This window comes from Stenomitos rutilans (genome assembly GCF_059505485.1).
The window spans coordinates 52407-68971 of record NZ_JCACKR010000160.1; the positions used below are offsets into that span (position 1 = coordinate 52407).

17 protein-coding genes are annotated in these 16565 nt (G+C 51.9%); 6 read left to right on the forward strand and 11 right to left on the reverse strand.

The genetic code is table 11. The annotated features are described in order from the left end of the window. Nucleotides 1-69: 69 nt before the first annotated feature. The 4 genes from AC5JLP_RS32520 to AC5JLP_RS32535 all read right to left on the reverse strand — a co-directional run bounded on the left by AC5JLP_RS32520 (nt 70) and on the right by AC5JLP_RS32535 (nt 4050). A complete protein-coding gene (locus tag AC5JLP_RS32520; protein WP_496072016.1) occupies nt 70-1023 on the reverse strand; it encodes a hypothetical protein in 954 nt (317 codons plus the stop codon). A gap of 58 nt (nt 1024-1081) precedes the next feature. Next, the gene (locus AC5JLP_RS32525) at nt 1082-1621 is read right to left on the reverse strand and encodes a hypothetical protein (RefSeq protein WP_496072017.1); all 540 of its coding nucleotides are present in this window, start codon (nt 1619-1621) and stop codon (nt 1082-1084) included. A gap of 178 nt (nt 1622-1799) precedes the next feature. Beyond that, nucleotides 1800-2870 carry a zinc-dependent alcohol dehydrogenase gene (locus tag AC5JLP_RS32530; protein WP_496072018.1) on the reverse strand — a complete coding sequence of 357 codons (1071 nt, stop codon included), beginning with the start codon at nt 2868-2870 and terminating at the stop codon, nt 1800-1802. A 70-nt stretch (nt 2871-2940) separates the two neighbouring features. Continuing rightward, entirely contained in the window at nt 2941-4050 is a 1110-nt protein-coding gene (locus tag AC5JLP_RS32535; RefSeq protein ID WP_496072019.1) for a tetratricopeptide repeat-containing glycosyltransferase family 2 protein, read from the reverse strand. A gap of 152 nt (nt 4051-4202) precedes the next feature. Here AC5JLP_RS32535 and AC5JLP_RS32540 point away from each other — a divergent pair, with 152 nt between their 5' ends. From AC5JLP_RS32540 to AC5JLP_RS32550, 3 genes are all read left to right on the forward strand, one after another. After that, a complete protein-coding gene (locus AC5JLP_RS32540) occupies nt 4203-4925 on the forward strand; it encodes a hypothetical protein (RefSeq protein WP_496072020.1) in 723 nt (240 codons plus the stop codon). A gap of 490 nt (nt 4926-5415) precedes the next feature. Further along, nucleotides 5416-5583 (forward strand): hypothetical protein, encoded by a 168-nt coding sequence (locus AC5JLP_RS32545; RefSeq protein ID WP_496072021.1) that lies wholly within the window; start codon nt 5416-5418, stop codon nt 5581-5583. Beyond that, nucleotides 5555-5923: a nuclear transport factor 2 family protein gene (locus AC5JLP_RS32550; RefSeq protein WP_496072022.1), complete on the forward strand. Its 369-nt coding sequence runs from the start codon at nt 5555-5557 to the stop codon at nt 5921-5923. The genes AC5JLP_RS32545 and AC5JLP_RS32550 overlap by 29 nt, the downstream gene beginning before the upstream one ends. A 162-nt stretch (nt 5924-6085) precedes the next feature. Here the strand turns inward: AC5JLP_RS32550 and AC5JLP_RS32555 are convergent, their stop codons facing one another. The 4 genes from AC5JLP_RS32555 to AC5JLP_RS32570 form a co-directional block, all read right to left on the reverse strand. Continuing rightward, nucleotides 6086-6793, reverse strand: a complete 708-nt coding sequence (locus AC5JLP_RS32555) for a PHP domain-containing protein (protein WP_496072023.1) — start codon at nt 6791-6793, stop codon at nt 6086-6088. Nucleotides 6794-7200: 407 nt separating this feature from the next. Continuing rightward, complete coding sequence (locus tag AC5JLP_RS32560) at nt 7201-8115, reverse strand: ferritin-like domain-containing protein (RefSeq protein ID WP_496072024.1); 915 nt, start codon at nt 8113-8115, stop codon at nt 7201-7203. 363 nt (nt 8116-8478) lie between these two features. Beyond that, nucleotides 8479-9897 carry a type I glutamate--ammonia ligase gene (gene glnA, locus AC5JLP_RS32565; protein ID WP_496072025.1) on the reverse strand — a complete coding sequence of 473 codons (1419 nt, stop codon included), beginning with the start codon at nt 9895-9897 and terminating at the stop codon, nt 8479-8481. Nucleotides 9898-10414: 517 nt separating this feature from the next. After that, complete coding sequence (locus tag AC5JLP_RS32570; protein ID WP_496072026.1) at nt 10415-10567, reverse strand: hypothetical protein; 153 nt, start codon at nt 10565-10567, stop codon at nt 10415-10417. Between the two features lie 101 nt (nt 10568-10668). Between AC5JLP_RS32570 and apcB the strand changes: the two genes are divergently transcribed. Beyond that, the gene (gene apcB / locus AC5JLP_RS32575) at nt 10669-11178 is read left to right on the forward strand and encodes an allophycocyanin subunit beta (protein ID WP_496072027.1); all 510 of its coding nucleotides are present in this window, start codon (nt 10669-10671) and stop codon (nt 11176-11178) included. 194 nt (nt 11179-11372) lie between these two features. On the opposite strand, the gene AC5JLP_RS32580 is transcribed toward apcB, so the two are convergent. Then, a complete protein-coding gene (locus tag AC5JLP_RS32580; RefSeq protein ID WP_496072028.1) occupies nt 11373-12752 on the reverse strand; it encodes an S-layer homology domain-containing protein in 1380 nt (459 codons plus the stop codon). 371 nt (nt 12753-13123) lie between these two features. On the opposite strand from AC5JLP_RS32580, the gene AC5JLP_RS32585 reads away from it, so the two are divergent. Both AC5JLP_RS32585 and AC5JLP_RS32590 read left to right on the forward strand, forming a co-directional pair. Further along, nucleotides 13124-14173, forward strand: coding sequence for a potassium channel family protein (locus tag AC5JLP_RS32585; RefSeq protein WP_496072029.1), 1050 nt, complete (start codon nt 13124-13126; stop codon nt 14171-14173). A 187-nt stretch (nt 14174-14360) separates the two neighbouring features. Then, nucleotides 14361-14843: a glutathione peroxidase gene (locus tag AC5JLP_RS32590; RefSeq protein WP_496072030.1), complete on the forward strand. Its 483-nt coding sequence runs from the start codon at nt 14361-14363 to the stop codon at nt 14841-14843. A gap of 82 nt (nt 14844-14925) precedes the next feature. Here the strand turns inward: AC5JLP_RS32590 and phnE are convergent, their stop codons facing one another. Then, the gene (gene phnE / locus AC5JLP_RS32595) at nt 14926-15729 is read right to left on the reverse strand and encodes a phosphonate ABC transporter, permease protein PhnE (protein WP_496072031.1); all 804 of its coding nucleotides are present in this window, start codon (nt 15727-15729) and stop codon (nt 14926-14928) included. Continuing rightward, a complete protein-coding gene (locus AC5JLP_RS32600; RefSeq protein WP_496072032.1) occupies nt 15726-16544 on the reverse strand; it encodes a phosphonate ABC transporter ATP-binding protein in 819 nt (272 codons plus the stop codon). The genes phnE and AC5JLP_RS32600 overlap by 4 nt, the downstream gene beginning before the upstream one ends. Nucleotides 16545-16565: the final 21 nt, after the last annotated feature.

The window sequence follows — 16565 nt, forward strand, 5'->3', positions numbered from 1 at the left end:
AGGGCAGGAGGCAGGGGAAGCGGGAGGCAGAGGGAGCAGAGGAGACGGAGGAGAAGCTAAGAGGAGAAGCTAAAGTGATTGGCTTTTGGGCGCACTGCTTGCACGTGCGTAGTAAAGGCCAACCGCGATCGCAACAAGGTACAGGACGGAGCCAAGCAAAAACACGAGGCTGCTGACAAGCCGAGTCTGTGCGAGCAGGTTCATGTCTAGCAGCAAAAAATGCCAGTCGTGCAGCACGCCTTCCCCACCCAGCAATGGCAACGATCGCTCCTGTGCATCTTGAATGTAGATGGAGACATCCCATACGTTTTGAGCAGCCCAACAAAGCGCGATCGCCCCAGCATACATCTGACGTGTGACGACGAAATAGCCTGCGATCGCGGCTGGCACCATCACCTGCATCAGCGAACCACCCAGAATGTGCAGGAATTGACCAAACCCTGCTAGAAGGGTATGCCCTGCTTCGTGGAAGATCAAATTGACCCCATGCAAAAACATCATGATGGCATCGCTGCCGTCCAGAAAGCCGTCTACGGTGTAGTGAGAGGCTCCAAACAGGCCATAAAGCGCCAAACAAGCAATGCATGCTAGTTTCAGAGGATTGAACTTCGCTAAAAATTGCCTTACATCGTTAAATGTCAGAGTAAAGGGCGGCTTACGGTGAGTAGATTTAACAGCATGCGATGGTTGCTGCAAGGAGGTTGTGATCGCGGGGGCCGTCTCAAGCTGAAGTTCTTGCACCCAGACGGGTTGATTGGCTACCGTCTGTTTGCCGCTGATGGTGATGGTGGTGAGGGCTGGCAAGTGCAAGCGCAACAGTTCACGCTGAAGCAGGGTTGTAGCAATCTGCTGGTCAGGGGTGAGCTCTGCTTCCAGGTAAATGTCTAAATGATGAGCGTCAAACACTACATGAGCGGTTATGTGCTTGTGAGCGATCGCACTTTGAATGATTTGGGCAATGGCAGCACGATCACCCAGTTTTGCCCGTTGCCTCATTGTTAAGGATCGATCGGGTTGCGTCATCCAGTTTACGCCTCCTGGCATCAGTGGTTTGAACGCATTATTCCCGTTCAGGGTAGCACTATACGCCCATCACCATAAAATAGGCCATTGTGGCTAGCACTAGCACAAATCCCATCTTGAAGAGTTCAAACCGTCGTTTAGGGGATAGTTCTAAGGATACTGACTGCGGCTGCGTTGACACAGGCTTTGAGGTGCTGCTTAAAGAAGATGATTCTGGAGCCTGACTGTTAGAGACAAGTGCTTCCGAAGCGGTCTTTTGTGGGGGGAAGGTGGCGATCGAGTTGAGATGGCTTTCGGGCGATGGTTCCAGTGGGAAGGTAGCAATCCAGAGTGGAAAGGCATCTCCGGTTCGCCACGCATAGGCTCTGACCTGGGAGATCGCCTGTGGCTGAAGCTTGAGTAAACCTCGATGCAAAAACGCGATACAGGTGGCTTGATGCAGCGGGTCAGGCGATTTGAGCATGATCTGAAGACAATCAGCATCCAGCGCAGCCTTTACCCATACGTCTTGGGATTGCAACACGTTGTTCATCAACCCTGCGATGGCTTCAGCGTTTCCTTGCTTGGCGCGTTCTAGCAAACTCAGTGAGGTAATCATAGGGAGAGAAAAGGGAAACGATCGCTCCCATTAGCCAATGAGCGATCGTTTCCCTGATTATAGTACAAGTGTACGAATTTGAGCAAAATCTATAGGCTTTTGCGTTTGATTGTAGGCGCTGTCAGGTTGAACGAGCGAACAATTTCGCGTTGCCGTCCGCATGCTAAAGATCGTTCGTTTAGGGCGCGATCGCAACTTTCACGACCTGTCGCTGCTTCATAGCTTCAAACACAGAGCCTAACTCGGTCAAGGGCTGTTGCTCACTCACCAGCAGCTCAAAGGGCAACGTGCGGCTTGCCAACAGGTTGAGCGCGGCGCGAACATGGGTTGGCGTGTTATGAAACACCCCTTTGAGCGTCAATTCGCTGTAGTGCAGTCGCTCTGTACTCACTGTAATACTGGTATCACGAGGGCAGCCGCCAAAGAGATTCACCGTTGCGCCTGGACATGCACAGGCGATCGCGGTCTCCCACACGGATGGTACGCCTGTCGCTTCAATCACCACATCAGATCCCCACCCATCGGTCAAGGATCTCACCAGCGCTGGAACATCCTCTACGCGGCGATAGTTGAAGGTTTTGGTGGCTCCCAACGTTTTGCCCAACTGCAACCGTTGCTCGTTGCCGCCAAAGAGAATAACTTCGGCAAAGCGATGACCGTCAGTTGTCAGTGGTTGATTGTGCCATTCGCCTCGGCCAGAAGCTAACGCGGCCACAAACATTAGCCCGATCGCTCCATCGCCCAAAACAACGACGCGATCGCCCGATTTGACATGCGAGCGAGCAGCTCCATGCAGCACACAGGCTAACGGTTCGGTCATAGACGCTAACGCATAGGGCAGTGCGGCAGGAAGCGGCAGCAGATTGTGCTGGACGATCGGCGCGGGAATCTTCAGGTACTCCGCAAAGGTGCCGTTGTTAAACAGCAAGTTCTGACAGAGCGAATAGGCCTGTTTCTGGCAGAAAAAGCACGTCATGCAAGGGGCGGAATTGTTGGCAACCACGCGATCGCCCACCTTCCAGCCTGTCACCCCCTGACCGATCGCCACAATTTCTCCGGCTGCTTCATGCCCAAAAAGGGTCGGTGGCTTCAGCATGCGGGCATGTCCACCCCGTCGCCATACTTTCAGGTCTGTGCCACAGGTGGTTGCGACTCCGACCCGCAGCACCACTTCACCGAGGCCTGGAGTGGGGTCTGCAACCGTTTCTAAGCGTAAATCTTCTTGACCGTATAGGAGAGCTGCTAGCAAAGTTAGGTTGCCTTCATCGAACAGTACCGTTCATCTTAATTTTTGATGGCGACAACCGCAGAAATTGTTATCAAAAATGGCGATCGCGCTCATCGGGTGGCACGTCAAAACGAGCGATCGCCTTTTCTGGTTGACCAAGCTGTTGATAGGCGCGCTTCACTCCACCAGCAGGATCGGTTGTAATCGCACTTTTGGGGCAGGGATCCGTTTGATAGTAGCTGCCCTCCTGTCCCAAACGGAGAGAGGTTTCAAAATAGGCGATCGCGCCGAGCGGAAAGCCCAGCATCAGCAAGATTTCCCCAGCCAGATTGTTGAGAGGGGCGTGATTCGAGCACCATTCCAGTCCACGCTGACACAAGAGACGAGTGGACTCCAGATCTTCGGCATCCAGCGATCGCCAGCCCAGTTCACACACTAATGTGGGCACCCAGAAAAACTCTGTGGGCGGTTCGCCGCTGAGAAGGTGAGGCAAAAGGCGATCAAAGGCTTCGGCATAACATTCCTGGGCGTGATCTGGTTGCTGAGTACGAATGTAGTTACGTGCCAGACAATCCAGCAGCCAGAGGTTTAAGCCCTGTTCCTGCCGCATTTTTTCGAGTAAGGGGATATCACGCTCGATCGTTTTCTTTAAAACTGCCTGCTCATCACGATTGCCGTAATGCAGGATTTTAAGTGCGTGAAATGTATCGACCGTCAATGGTTTACCGTCTTGATGCCGCAACTGCTCGTGATAGCGCCCGACATACCGTAGGCGGAAATCGTTGCGAAACAGCCGGATGTGAAACCCGCCGCTGAGATCTCCTTCAAACAGGGTAATTTCTGTACGGGTGAGCGCATATCCCATCACTTCAGGGGTGGAAGCTGCCAACTGCTGCTGTAGCGTGTCAGTCTCCACTACCAGCGTTTCGTCGGCATCGAGAATGAGCACCCACGCACCCGTCACTTTTTCGAGAGAAAAATTCCGGGCAGCGGCGAAATCATCACACCAGTCAAAGTGGAAGAGGAGCGCACCAAAACGGTGCGCGATCGCCACTGTATCGTCCTGCGACCCAGTATCGACAACCACGATTTCATCGACATAGGGTTGGGCACTCCTTAGACAACGTGCTAGATGTTTGCTCTCATCTCTGACGATCATGCAGAGGGATAGAAACGGCTTTGGGTGAGAACTTGCTGTCATGAGAGTGCCATATGTCTACAACGCAGTAGAAATCTGAATATATTCTAGTTTGAGTCTTAGGGGCAGCTAGAGCTTATCGCAAGCCTGACTGACAAAATCTGTGATGAGCTGTCTGCTCCAACACTGCTGGATATTAGTTAAAGTGAAGAAACATGCCTATAGGTAGAGGACATTTTTTCCAACGCATGACCTTCTTTAACGCCAGTGAACCGCTAATCCGCAAAAAACAAGAAGCGCTTGATGTTCAAGATTTACAAGGTCTATGGAGGCTGCGTTGGCAGGTTGGGCGCGTCAATCTTTTATCGTTACTTTATACCCGTATTGATCAGGTTTTTGTCGTTTGGGGCTGGATCACAGGACTCATCTTTATTACGGCTCAATTTTTGCCCCTGAGCTGGCAGCTACAAGCGGTGTTGTGGTCAGTGCTAACGCTGGTTGGCACGCTCATGATGTCAGCTTTAGTCTGGTTTTGGGTGCGAGTCGAGCAGCTTTGTTGGCTGGTATACGTGTGGGCAGCGCTCATGTTCGTTGGTCTTGGCTTGACGGACTGTGGTATTTTTTTGGGTTGGGGTCAGGTTTTAATGCAGCTCTGCCCAATGTGGCTGGGACTAAGCGCGATCGGCTACTTCTGTACAGGTTGGGGGGTACGATCGCGCACCTTCATGCTGGCAGGTGTACTGCATTTACTGGGGATTGCAGTGCTACCCTACAGCGCTCCCTGGTCATTCGCGACAACGGGGGCAGTGATTGCTGGCACATTGCTGTTTTTAGCAGAGGTACAGTGGGATATGCGTCCACCTTCGGCAACAGCGCTGTTAACCGTTGAGCAACAACAATTCAACCGCGAACAGTACCAGCGTAGACTTGCTGAATAAGAACACCACGGTTGGCACAGTTCATCACATCAGCCGCGTCCTAACTCGTCTCCTACTAGCGAGTGAGCAGTTAGTTCAGTAGCTCCACCAATAGGGGTAGGCTTACTCCAATCTTATGAATGAGTTGCTTCAAGCCGCTAATCGCTACATTAGACACATCATCGTAAAGACAGTTCACTGCATGGGCGTTGTACCGCTGTGGCCCAGAACTTTACCCCCAAGGAGAGCGACCGCAAGGGTAAGGGCAGTGCGAAGGTCAAACGATTGTAACGGTTGTGGAGTTTTTGTCGCTTCCTCCACTTTGCTACTACCAACGGGAGGCGAAACCCTCCATCAGAGCGGTCAGAGGTAGGGACGTTCGTGTTGCGGTGCAGAGTTTAGATTGAGTCTTGGGATTTACGTAGTCCCAGGACTCGATTCTATAGGTACTCCATAAGCTGGTGGCGATGCGCTTTAAGCTCTTTGTAACTAACGGGATCGCTGACAGACGATGCCTTTACGGCAATGTACGATCGCGTTTCCCGCTCACGTTGCTTGCAGCAGCTATGATGCTAATGTTTCTAGTTCACCCTGCACAGGTTATAGCCACACCACGATTAGTTTCAACGATCCAGAGCGAGGTAAGAGCGATGCCTGGTACCGTGCGATCGCTCATTGAACGAGCCGCAACCACCTGGATGAAAGGCGATGCCAAAGCGTTTGCAGCCTTGTTTACGCCGGATGGTGAATTTATTGTACCTGGACAACGCTGGGTTGGTCGTGAGGCGATCGAGAAGGTTGCGTTGGAGTTTGCTAGAGGCCATAGCCACGTCAAAATCAGCATTCAGCGCCTCATCGCTGATCAACAACAAGCTGCCGTTGAATGGCGATGGGAGGAGATCGAGACCAGCACCGGGAAAAAGACTCAAGCCGATGATGCGATCGTCGTTGATTTTGCCAATGGGTATATCAAGCGTTGGCGAGAATACATTGACAGCGAAACTCCCAAGGTGAGTTAGAATCCTCTGGGTAACGTTAGGGCGCGTCATCAATTAAGCTCAAGAACCTTGAGTATCAGCCTTACAACGCCCGTCCTCACAAACAAGGTTAGGGCTGGAACCCTTGCTAAAAGTCATGTGTATAAGTCATTGATGACAGCCCCTAACGCTGACGAACTGGCACTAAAGTCGCTGTCGTAAGTTTAACCCGTGAGTGTCCGTGCCACAGGTGTTTAGCAGGTTAAAGGCAGCACTCAACCGTTGGACTCGCAGCGTTTGCTCAGGGCTGGTTTGCCAAGGATTCGGATTATTGTAGGCATAGAACGTTTCTACGCCATCAATGCCAAACTGAGCTGCTTGAGGAATCAGGTCTTCGGGCGATCGCTTGTAGCGAACAGGATGCGCCAGTACGGCTAAGCCGCCCGCTTGATGAATCGCGCTAATGACCTGCTCAGCGTCTGCATTTGGGCCTTTCGGGGCGTGATGCAGGAGGTACGGATGCATTGAAGGATTTTCAGGATTGAATGCATAGCCAAGAATGTGAACTTCTGTTTCCAGCAAGAGGGATGTGACCTCGATGCCAGTCCAGAGGTGCGGAAGAGGGCGATCGCGCTCTTCACACGGCTGTTCCTCTAGCCAGCGATGAGCGATACGGTAGCCATTGACCGAGTGATGATCCGTAATCGCTAACCCTTGTAGACCAATGGCGATCGCTTGTTGTACCAATCGTTCTGGCTGTAACTGCCCGTCCGAATTAACGGTATGCATGTGGAAGTTAAAAGAGGTTGGGCAACTGTCTGCGTGAATCTGTTCAAAGACCCGTCTCAGTGCTAAAGCGTCCTGAGCGGCAGGAATGAGCGGATTCGACGCTGGAGCCAGTTCGGCGGCCATAGATGCCTCAAAAAATAGATGGGCTAGTTATGTCTACGTCTGTATTTTAACCTTTGTTCCTCTGAAGCCGTTTTAGCTACCGAATTTTCTACAGCCAGAAATTTAAGGGGTATCAGCCTACGTCTTTCGGTTTGAACGCTTGGTCATGCTTAACAACCGCTTGAAGCATCGGAATTCCAGAGTTTTTTGGGATTGCGTTGGCGTGCGAAGGTAAGCGATCGAACGTGGCCTTACGATCCCAACTTAAACAAACCTCATACCCGATATTTGCTAATCAAAAGAGCTGGCTGCTCTAAAAACAATAACGAGATGCCTGTGAAAGCATCTCGTCATTATTTCAGCCTATCGCTTTACCTTTAACATCAACGAGTCCTTCTTCCTGCCTATGAGGACTAAGAAGATGAGGACTAAGAAGGCGTGTTGGCCTGTGGGGTCTTGATCTGCTGTGCGCTGTTACGGTTCAGCCCACCCAAAAACATGGGCACAAACCGCTCCATGAATGCTTTTGGATCGCGCTTCCACGCCCGTTGAGCGACATCAATGCGCGTGAACTGAAGATCGGGAGAGAGCAGCGTTTGGGGTAGGCGTTCCATCAAATATTGAGGACGTTCCCACACAGACATGGTGTTGGCAATATCTAAAAGATTGCTCACGCGGCGGAGTTCGGCTCCTAACGTGATATCCAGTCCTGACTCAAAGGCAGCTTGCTCGATCGCAGCATACCGCTGCTTCGCTGTCTCAACCTTACGACGGTTTTCTGGACTTTTATCAGCCAGTTTTGCTAACCATCGATTGCCCCACCGCACATGCCCTGCTTCTTCGGGAAAAATGCGCTCGATCGTCTCACGGATTTTGATATTTTCTTCAGTCTGGGGTGCTTGTTTGAGTGCATAGATGTGAGCCGAAAAATACTCACAGCCACGCTTCTCAGTAACGTTAATGGCTGCCAGCGTCGAAATGAGAAAGCCATCCAAATCGGTTTCTGGGTCGTGTAGTTCGGCATCCAGCAGGCGCTCAAATTCCTCGATGTAGGAGGAACCTGGTGGTGTACCCACACTGGACCCTAAAGCGACTAGCAAATCGGTTAGCCACATGGCATGGCGGGCTTCGTCAGAAATGTGTCGCGACAAGTCTCGAATCAACTCAGGCGATTTGCCATTCAGTTGCTCAATCAAGTTTGTGAGATCCTTACAGCTCCGCTGTTCGCTGTAGCGATAGCGGTTCAGCGTGATCAGGTGAATCTCACGATCACGCACAACCTGACTGAGAATTTCGCGTGCGCCTAGAGTTTTACTGAGTTTGCGGGGATAAGCGACTGTCATGGTTTAAGCTCGGTTTTTTAACTAGGGGCGATTGTACCGTTGTCAGGAGTGTGCTGATGAACGAGTTAAGCAGCCCAAAACAGTGCTTGTTCTTGCTGCAAAGCCTGGTGTATCAGCTTGTCAAAACCTTGAGGGCAGCATTTAGACACTGACAACTGTAACTGATTGTAACGAATCTCATCAGCAAATGCCGCAAACGGGTGAACAACCAATCGCTCTGTCGGGGAACGATCGCTCCAAACAGCTAACACAAAAAGCGGCAACCACTCTACCTTTCTCTAAGGGTGCCTGAAGGCAGGAGAAGGGGTTGAGCGATCGCCGCAAACAAAACATTAGATGTGCCGTTGCTTGTAGCCGCTTGGCTTAGCAGTCGTAGTACAGCGCAAACTCATAGGGATGAGGGCGAATGCTGACGGGAATGACTTCGCGATCGAGCTTATAGCTGATCCAGTTTTCGATGAAGTCTTCCGTAAACACACCACCTGCCGTCAAGAATGCGTGATCCGTCTCCAGGTTCTTCAACGCATCCATCAGAGAACCAGGCGTCGAGGGCACCTTCGCCAATTCTTCAGGGGTGAGTTCGTAGATGTCTACATCCAGCGAATCGCCCGGATCAATTTGGTTCTTGATGCCGTCAATACCCGCGCACAGCATAGCTGCAAACGCCAGATAAGGGTTACAAGACGCATCCGGACAACGGAATTCCAGACGCTTCGCTTTGGGGTTGCCACCAGAAAGCGGAATCCGGATGGACGCCGAGCGGTTGCCCTGAGAGTAGGCCAGGTTTACAGGTGCTTCAAACCCAGGCACCAGCCGCTTGTAAGAGTTGGTGGTGGGGTTGGTGAACGCTAGCAAGGAGGGAGCGTGCTTTAACAAACCACCGATGTAGTGCATCGCCGTTTTGCTGAGTTGAGCGTACTCTTCGCCAAAGAAGGTGGGCTGTCCGTCTTTCCAAATGGATTGGTGACAGTGCATCCCGGTACCGTTGTCACCAAAGATGGGCTTGGGCATGAAGGTGGCAGACTTGCCGTACTTCTTCGCCACGTTCTTGATGCAATATTTGTAGGTCAGCAGGTAGTCGGCGGCTTTGACCAATGAGGCAAACCGAAAACCCAGTTCGCACTGTCCGCCAGTAGCCACCTCATGGTGATGCTTCTCGATCGGTACGCCGCAGTGCTTCATCGCCAGCAGCATCTCGGTGCGGATGTCTTGCAGCGTGTCGGTGGGTGCCACGGGGAAGTAGCCTTCTTTATTCCGAGGCTTGTAACCCAGGTTGCCGCCAGCTTCTTCGCGTCCAGAGTTCCACACCCCTTCATCGCTATCGACGTAGTAGTAGCCCGAATTCTGGGTTTGATCGTAACGCACGTCATCAAACAGGAAGAACTCGGCTTCAGGCCCAAAGAACGCGTTGTCGCCGATACCACTAGTTTTCAGGTAGTCGATCGCTTTTTGGGCGATCGATCGAGGGTCACGGCTGTAGGGTTGCCCGGTACGTGGCTCGATAATACTGCAAATCATGCTCAGGGTCGGTTCTGCCATGAAGGGATCGATCCAAGCCGTATCTGGATCGGGCACCATTGCCATGTCTGAGTCATTGATGGCTTTCCACCCCCGGATGCTGGAGCCATCAAAGGCAACGCCATCGCTAAAGCTGCTCTCGTCAATCATGTCGTGGAACAGCGTTAAGTGCTGCCACGTTCCTGGTGTGTCAATAAATTTCAGATCGATCATCTGAATCTTGTCACGTTTAATCCATTCCAGGATTTCCTGCGGGGTTGCCATGTATTACTCCTTGTTGAAGTACTGTCTCAAAGTTGGGAGAAGAGAAACTACGGTAGAAACGGTTTTGGCTCGGAGGTGAATGAGTTAACCGTGAACGATACTTAAGCGATCAAGCAATGAAAGCGCGGACGAAAGCGTTGAGCCGCAGAGTTGAACCCGAATGAGAGATCACCTATAAGCCTCAAACCAGAATTGCTCTATGCCAAAGGACTTTGTTAAGTCTCCGAAGCTAAGAAAAGTGCTTTGCAGAGGCATCTTCGCCGCCAAAAAACACCTTAGATTTCAGAGCTTGTGTATCTGAATCATCCTAGAGATAGGCTTGAGTGGTTTTTGTATCAAATATTACAAAAAGTCGGTCTCTCTTGGTAAGCTTAAACTTAGATTAAGATTGCAATCTGTCGCTGCACTGAATGAAAGCACTTACTTTCGTCGTGTTGTCAGTCTTGTAACAGTTAATGTTTACAATCACGCTGCGTCACGATTCGGTTTCACGCGCATGGTAAACTTTACTAGGCGTTTAGAGGCTTCCAAAAAGCTGACAGTGTTGCCTTTTAAGCTGGGTAAAGGGTAATTGAGCCGTTGTTACCCGTTTGCGATCGCAACCAGCGGTTGTCACTGTGAGGCTGAGCGCTTGGGGAAATTTGCGCCGACGTTCATCTGAACTGTTCATCTGCAAAGTGGTGTTGATCACATCCCAACCTTGAACAAAGCAACTTGAACGAACCAACCATAGCCAAACGTCATATATAAGGATCATTGGGAGAGAACTTTATGCGGGATGCAGTGACGAGTCTGATCAGAAACTACGACATTACTGGTCGCTATCTGGACCGCAATGCCATCGACAGCCTGAAGTCTTACTTCGACACAGGCATCGCAAGAGTCCAGGCATCAGCCGTGATCAACGCAAACGCGGCTTCGATCGTCAAGCAGGCAGGTCTTCAGTTGTTTGATGAGCTGCCAGAGTTAATTCGTCCTGGTGGTAATGCCTACACAACCCGTCGGTATGCGGCTTGTCTGCGGGATTTGGACTACTACTTGCGCTATGCCTCGTATGCACTAGTCGCAGGCGATACTGATGTGCTAGATGAACGGGTGCTGGAAGGCTTGCGAGAAACCTACAACTCCCTTGGTGTGCCACCTGGCCCAACCGTCCGGGGCATTCAAATCCTCAAGGCGATCGTTCAGGAGCGGGTTGCTGAAGCTGGCATCACCAACACAGCCTTTTTAGACCAGCCATTTGATTACATGGCGCGCGAACTAAGCGAGAAGAATCTCTAACGCACCTAATTTTCAACGTGACTGACGATAGTGTCACGTTACGAGAACGGGCAGGTCACTCATTAGTGGCTTGCCCGTTCTCTTTGGCTATTCTTAGTCTACTTTTCTCTATGTCTGCTGACGTACAAAGTGGTTTTTGTGGACGGTTCGCGATCGTGACTTGTAAACTGCCGTCCACACGGGCAATTCACCGACTAAAGAGCCGTATTGCTGTTTACCGTCAGGGTCAGATCAGCATCGGGATTGATCACCACAACTTTGCTGTTGCCAGAGCGATCAAGAATACCGCCCAGGGTGGCACCAGCCGCTGCACCTGTTGTCACTTTTTGAGGAGTAATCGTGCGATTACCTGTGACACCCGCCACGCCTGCGCCTAATGCAGCACCGATCGCGGCATCCCGAATGGTTTTACCAAGATTCCGATTCTGATTGGCACCGATTGCCGATCCCAACACGGTGCCCAACACGGTAGTCTGGCCTGAGATCACTCGATCGCCTGTAACCCCTTGAATCACCGCAGAAGCCGCTGAACCCAACGCTGCGCCACCAAGAATGGTGCCAAAGTTTGGATCACGAACATCGCGGGTTTCTGTAATCACACTGGAGGAGGCATTCAGAGCAATTTGCCGCCCGTTCACAACTAGTTGATTGGCAACAAACTGTGAACCACCTTGCGCGGGTTGCACTTGACCAATAATCTGGCTGCCTGCTGGAACCACCACCACACCTTGGCTGTTTCGCACATCCTGAGCCACTGTCAGGGAAACAGGTGCCGTTTCACTGGGTGAGACGATGATGCGTTGCGCAGCGGTGTATCGCACTGGAATCGAAGTGCCTGCAAGCACCAGATTGCTCTGGGCCTGATTGCCTTGAGACGTCGCGCCCGCGATGTACTGGCTCGAAATGGTGCTGGCCGTTTGTCCCGTGCCCGCTAGCGACTGACACAGAAAGGCAGACACTTCAGCCCGACTAGCCAGCTGATTCGGATTCAAGGTGCTCACATCGGGATAGTTAACCACAAGACGCTTTTCGGTGGCAGCAGCAATACCCGTCTGGGCATAAGCTGGAATCGCAGCCGCATCAGAGAAACTAGCATTAAGAGTGTTAATAGCTGGCTGAGACGGCGCGTAGTTCAGTCCACTGGCTAGCGCAACCAGGACTTGAGCACGGGGAATATTTTGCGTTGGGTTGAAGACGTTACCAGGATAGCCAGACAAGAAGCCCGTTTGAGTCGCAGTCGTGATGGCGCTATACGCCCAATAGTTAGAAGCTACGTCAACAAACTGGACAGCACTGCGCGATCGAGCGACGTTGGGGAATGCTTTGCCCACCATTGAAGCAAATTCGGAGCGAGTTACCGGGGCGCTGGGGCGGAAAGTGCCATCGGGATACCCACTAATAATGCCCTGCTGCGTCAGTGACACAATGCACGACTGCGCCCAATTACCCTGCACATCTGAAAAGCTCGTTTGGGCAGAGGCAGGAGCTAATGTCACAAGCGGTGCAGCACCAGCTACCGCTGATACAGCCGCAATCAAAGCAGACAGCGATCGAACCTTTGGGGTCTGAAACATATCGTTTATCACCACAACAACTTCCCCTATTGATGGTGAGGGATCAAAAGTGTTCCTCAAATCATCTCGGTAGAGGGCAGTAGCAAAAGTGGCATAATTCCAACCCGATCGGTTTCGAGGGCTACATTGGAGTGGTAAACGCCTACAGTAGTATCAGCAAATTACTCTGTAGAGATATTTAGGGATCGAAGCATTGAGACTCAGTGAACCTTTGTCAGTTACCCTTCGACCAGCAAATACTTTGACATCAAACGTTCTGACAGTAAAAATGCTTTGACAGCCGAAACAGTGGAGAGGTCAAACGCAGTTGATTCCCGCTGCCAAGTTGCAGCAGTTAGTTATCTGACGTTCACGCGCGATCGCAATACGGTATGCACGGTTCACTCAAACGGATTCTGACTGGCACAGGCTTTCTCAGCCTAACCCTAGTGGTTGCTGTGACAGGGTACAAACTGGCTGGCTGGAGCCTGCTTGATTCTGTATATATGGTGGTAATCACCGTCTTTGGTGTGGGCTTTGGCGAAATTGGTCCCATGTCTCCACAGCTTAGAGTGTTCACCATGTTTGTGATTATTGCGGGTTGTACGTCTGTCGGCTATATCTTCGGCGGCTTCTTCCAGATGATCACTGAAGGTGAAATCAACCGCGCATTGGGAGCAAGACGGATGACCAAAGAGATTCAAACCCTTGAGCATCACATCATCATCTGTGGCTACGGTCGCATTGGGCAAATCCTGGCGCGCCAGATGGTGGAGGCAAGTCAGCCATTTGTCATTATTGACAACAACTTGGGACGCATTGAAACGGCAGAAGCGATGGGCTATCTCGTTCGCCTTGGGAACGCGACTGACGAAGGCATTCTTGAATCAGCGGGCATTGAACGAGCCAAAGTGCTGGCAACGGTTTTACCAGATGATGCAGCCAACGTCTTTATTACGCTGACAGCCCGTGGACTTAACCCCGACCTCATGATCATGTCACGCGGCGAATACCCTTCGACAGAAAAGAAACTGCGCCAAGCAGGAGCCGATCACGTCATTTTGCCTGCTGAAATTGGCGCACTCCGAATGTCACATCTTATTACCCATCCAGCAGCCCTTAGCTTTTTGGATGCAACGGTAGATGGCAGTAGCCTGAATGAATTGCTATCGCAAATTGATGTGCAGGTCGATGAACTTGCAGTACCGTTGGGTTCACCGCTAGTCGGCAGCACCATTAATGCGGTACAGGTACGCGGCAAAGGCACCTTTATTGTCGTGGCGTTGCGAAAGTCAGACGGCAACACGATCGTCAACCCGAATCAAGACGTCTTGCTGGATGAAGGCGATACTGTCATTGTGATGGGGCATAAAGGCGACATTCCCAAATTCGCTCACAACTATGCGCTGAAGCGGCAGATGCGATGGGGCGCGAGGGGATGAAGAAGTGAGGGGTGAGAAAAGGTTGAAAGCTGAAACCTGAGGGCTGAAGGCTAAAAGTAGGGTGAGTCGTAGGTGGTCAAAATTATTTCAAAACTCTTTTATCCTTTATCTTTCATCCCTCATCCCTTCCCCACTCCCGCCCATGCTCTTCTACGATAAAGATGGCCTTATCTACAACTGAGACAAAATGACTGCAACCATTACGGATATTGCTGTAAAGACGATCGATGGCAAAGAGCAGCCTCTAGCGGAGTATGCGGGCAAGGTTTTGCTCATTGTGAATGTGGCATCGCGCTGTGGCTATACACCGCAATACACTGGCCTGGAGCAGCTTTATCAGACGTATCACGCGCAAGGGCTAGAAGTGCTGGCGTTTCCCTGCAACGACTACGGTGGGCAAGAACCGGGCACGAACGAAGAAATCGTGCAGTTTTGCACAACACAGTACGATGTCACTTTTCCCTTGTTCGACAAAGTGCACGCGAAGGGGACACAGCAGCATCCGCTTTATAGCCGCCTCACATCTGTAGATTCGGCAGGCGATGTGTCCTGGAATTTTGAAAAATTTCTGGTGAATAAGAAGGGTGAAGTCGTGGCACGGTTTAAGAGTGCCGTGAAGCCTGATGCGCCAGAGTTAATTGGGGCGATCGAGCAAGCGTTGGCAGAATAGCTATCAGCAAAAATAACCGCAGAGGCGCAGAGAACGCAGAGAGTTTTTCTGTTGCCTTTGCGTCTCTGCGGTAAATCAAGCTCTAGTGATGTTCTAAATGCTGGCGCAGACTACCGCTAAGGGCATCGATCGCGGTCACCACGACTAGCAGCACTAGCATCATGGTGGTGGCTTTGTTGTACTCAAACCCTCGAATGTAGTTGACTAACTCAAAGCCGATGCCACCCGCACCAACGACACCCAGCACCGAAGCCGCCCGAATGTTGTATTCAAACATATAGAGCGTGTAGCCAAGCGCCAGGGGCAACACTTGCGGCAAAACACCATACTGCGCTATTTGCAGCCAGGATGCTCCCACTACCTGTAGAGCTTCGATCGGACGCGGATCAACCGCTTCGATCGCCTGCTGATAAAACTTTGCCAGATAGCCGATGGTGTAGATGCCCAGCGCCAGCGTGCCTGCGGGTGCGCCTAAGCCAGTTGCGGCCACAAAAAACAGCCCCAGCACGATCGACGGCACAGACCGTACCGCATTTTGCAGCAGGGCTGCCAGCCAGCGCAGCCACCGAGGGGCAAGATTCTGAGCCGACAAAATGGCAATGGGAACGGACAGCACAACGCCGATCGTTGTGCCCCAAAGCGACATCTGCACGGTTTCAATCAGTGCTTTAACTGCCACATCTACCACAGCCAGATCGGGGGGAAACAGCCGCGAGACGAAATCGGTCATGTAGGGCACGCTGTCTTGCAGCAGTTGCAAATCGACCTTTAGCCCCTCCAGTGCCCATCCATAAACGAGCACTACTAGTCCAACCAAGCCTACTCGTGTCAGCCACCCGCCAATTTTGAGACGAGATGCTTTGGAGAACAATAAAGGGGATGTCATGGCTGCATCGCTCGAATGAGCGGCGTAAAGTGAGTAGAAAGATGCTCACAGTCTCCATCGTGAACGATTCGCCCGACATCAAGCAGAATGGCTCGTTCGGCATAGGTTTCGGCGATTGCCAAATCATGCAGCACCGCGACGATCGTCATCCCGCGATCGCGGTGCAATGCCGCTAGCGTTGCCATTACCTGTTGAGTTGCTGCCACGTCCAGTCCAGCCGTAGGTTCATCGACGAGTAAAATCTGAGGCGATTGGATCAGTGCCCGCGCGATCGCCACTCGCTGCTGCTGCCCACCGCTGAGCTGGCTCGTTTTGCGATCGGCGTGATCGCTCAACCCCAACTGAGCCAACAACTCCAGCGCTTGACGGCGATCGTGCCGACTAAAGCCACCCAGCGATTGCCAGGTTTTTAGCGCTCCCAAGCGCCCACAGAGGACATTTTCTAAAGCAGACAGTTGGCGAATCAACCCGCCGCCTTGAAACAGCATTCCTACCTGTTGACGTATCTGTGGCAGTGAGCGGAGTGTCAGGGGAACCCCATTCACCTCAACGCTGCCCTGCCGGATGGGAACCAGCCCCACCCAACTTTTGAGCAACGTTGACTTTCCGGCTCCATTCAACCCCAAAAGCGCCACAAATTCGCCAGAACGAATTGTGCAGGTAATGTCATTTAAGATCGGGCGATCCAACGCCGCTACGGGAGCGGTCGTGAGCCGATGGCAGGCAAGAGCCAGAGAGCGAACCGTTGGGACATTAGACGCACTCAGGCGTGAGGTTGAAGGGTCGGGCGCGGAGAAAGGTCGCGCGGCGTTCATACTCATAAACCAGTAAGGGGA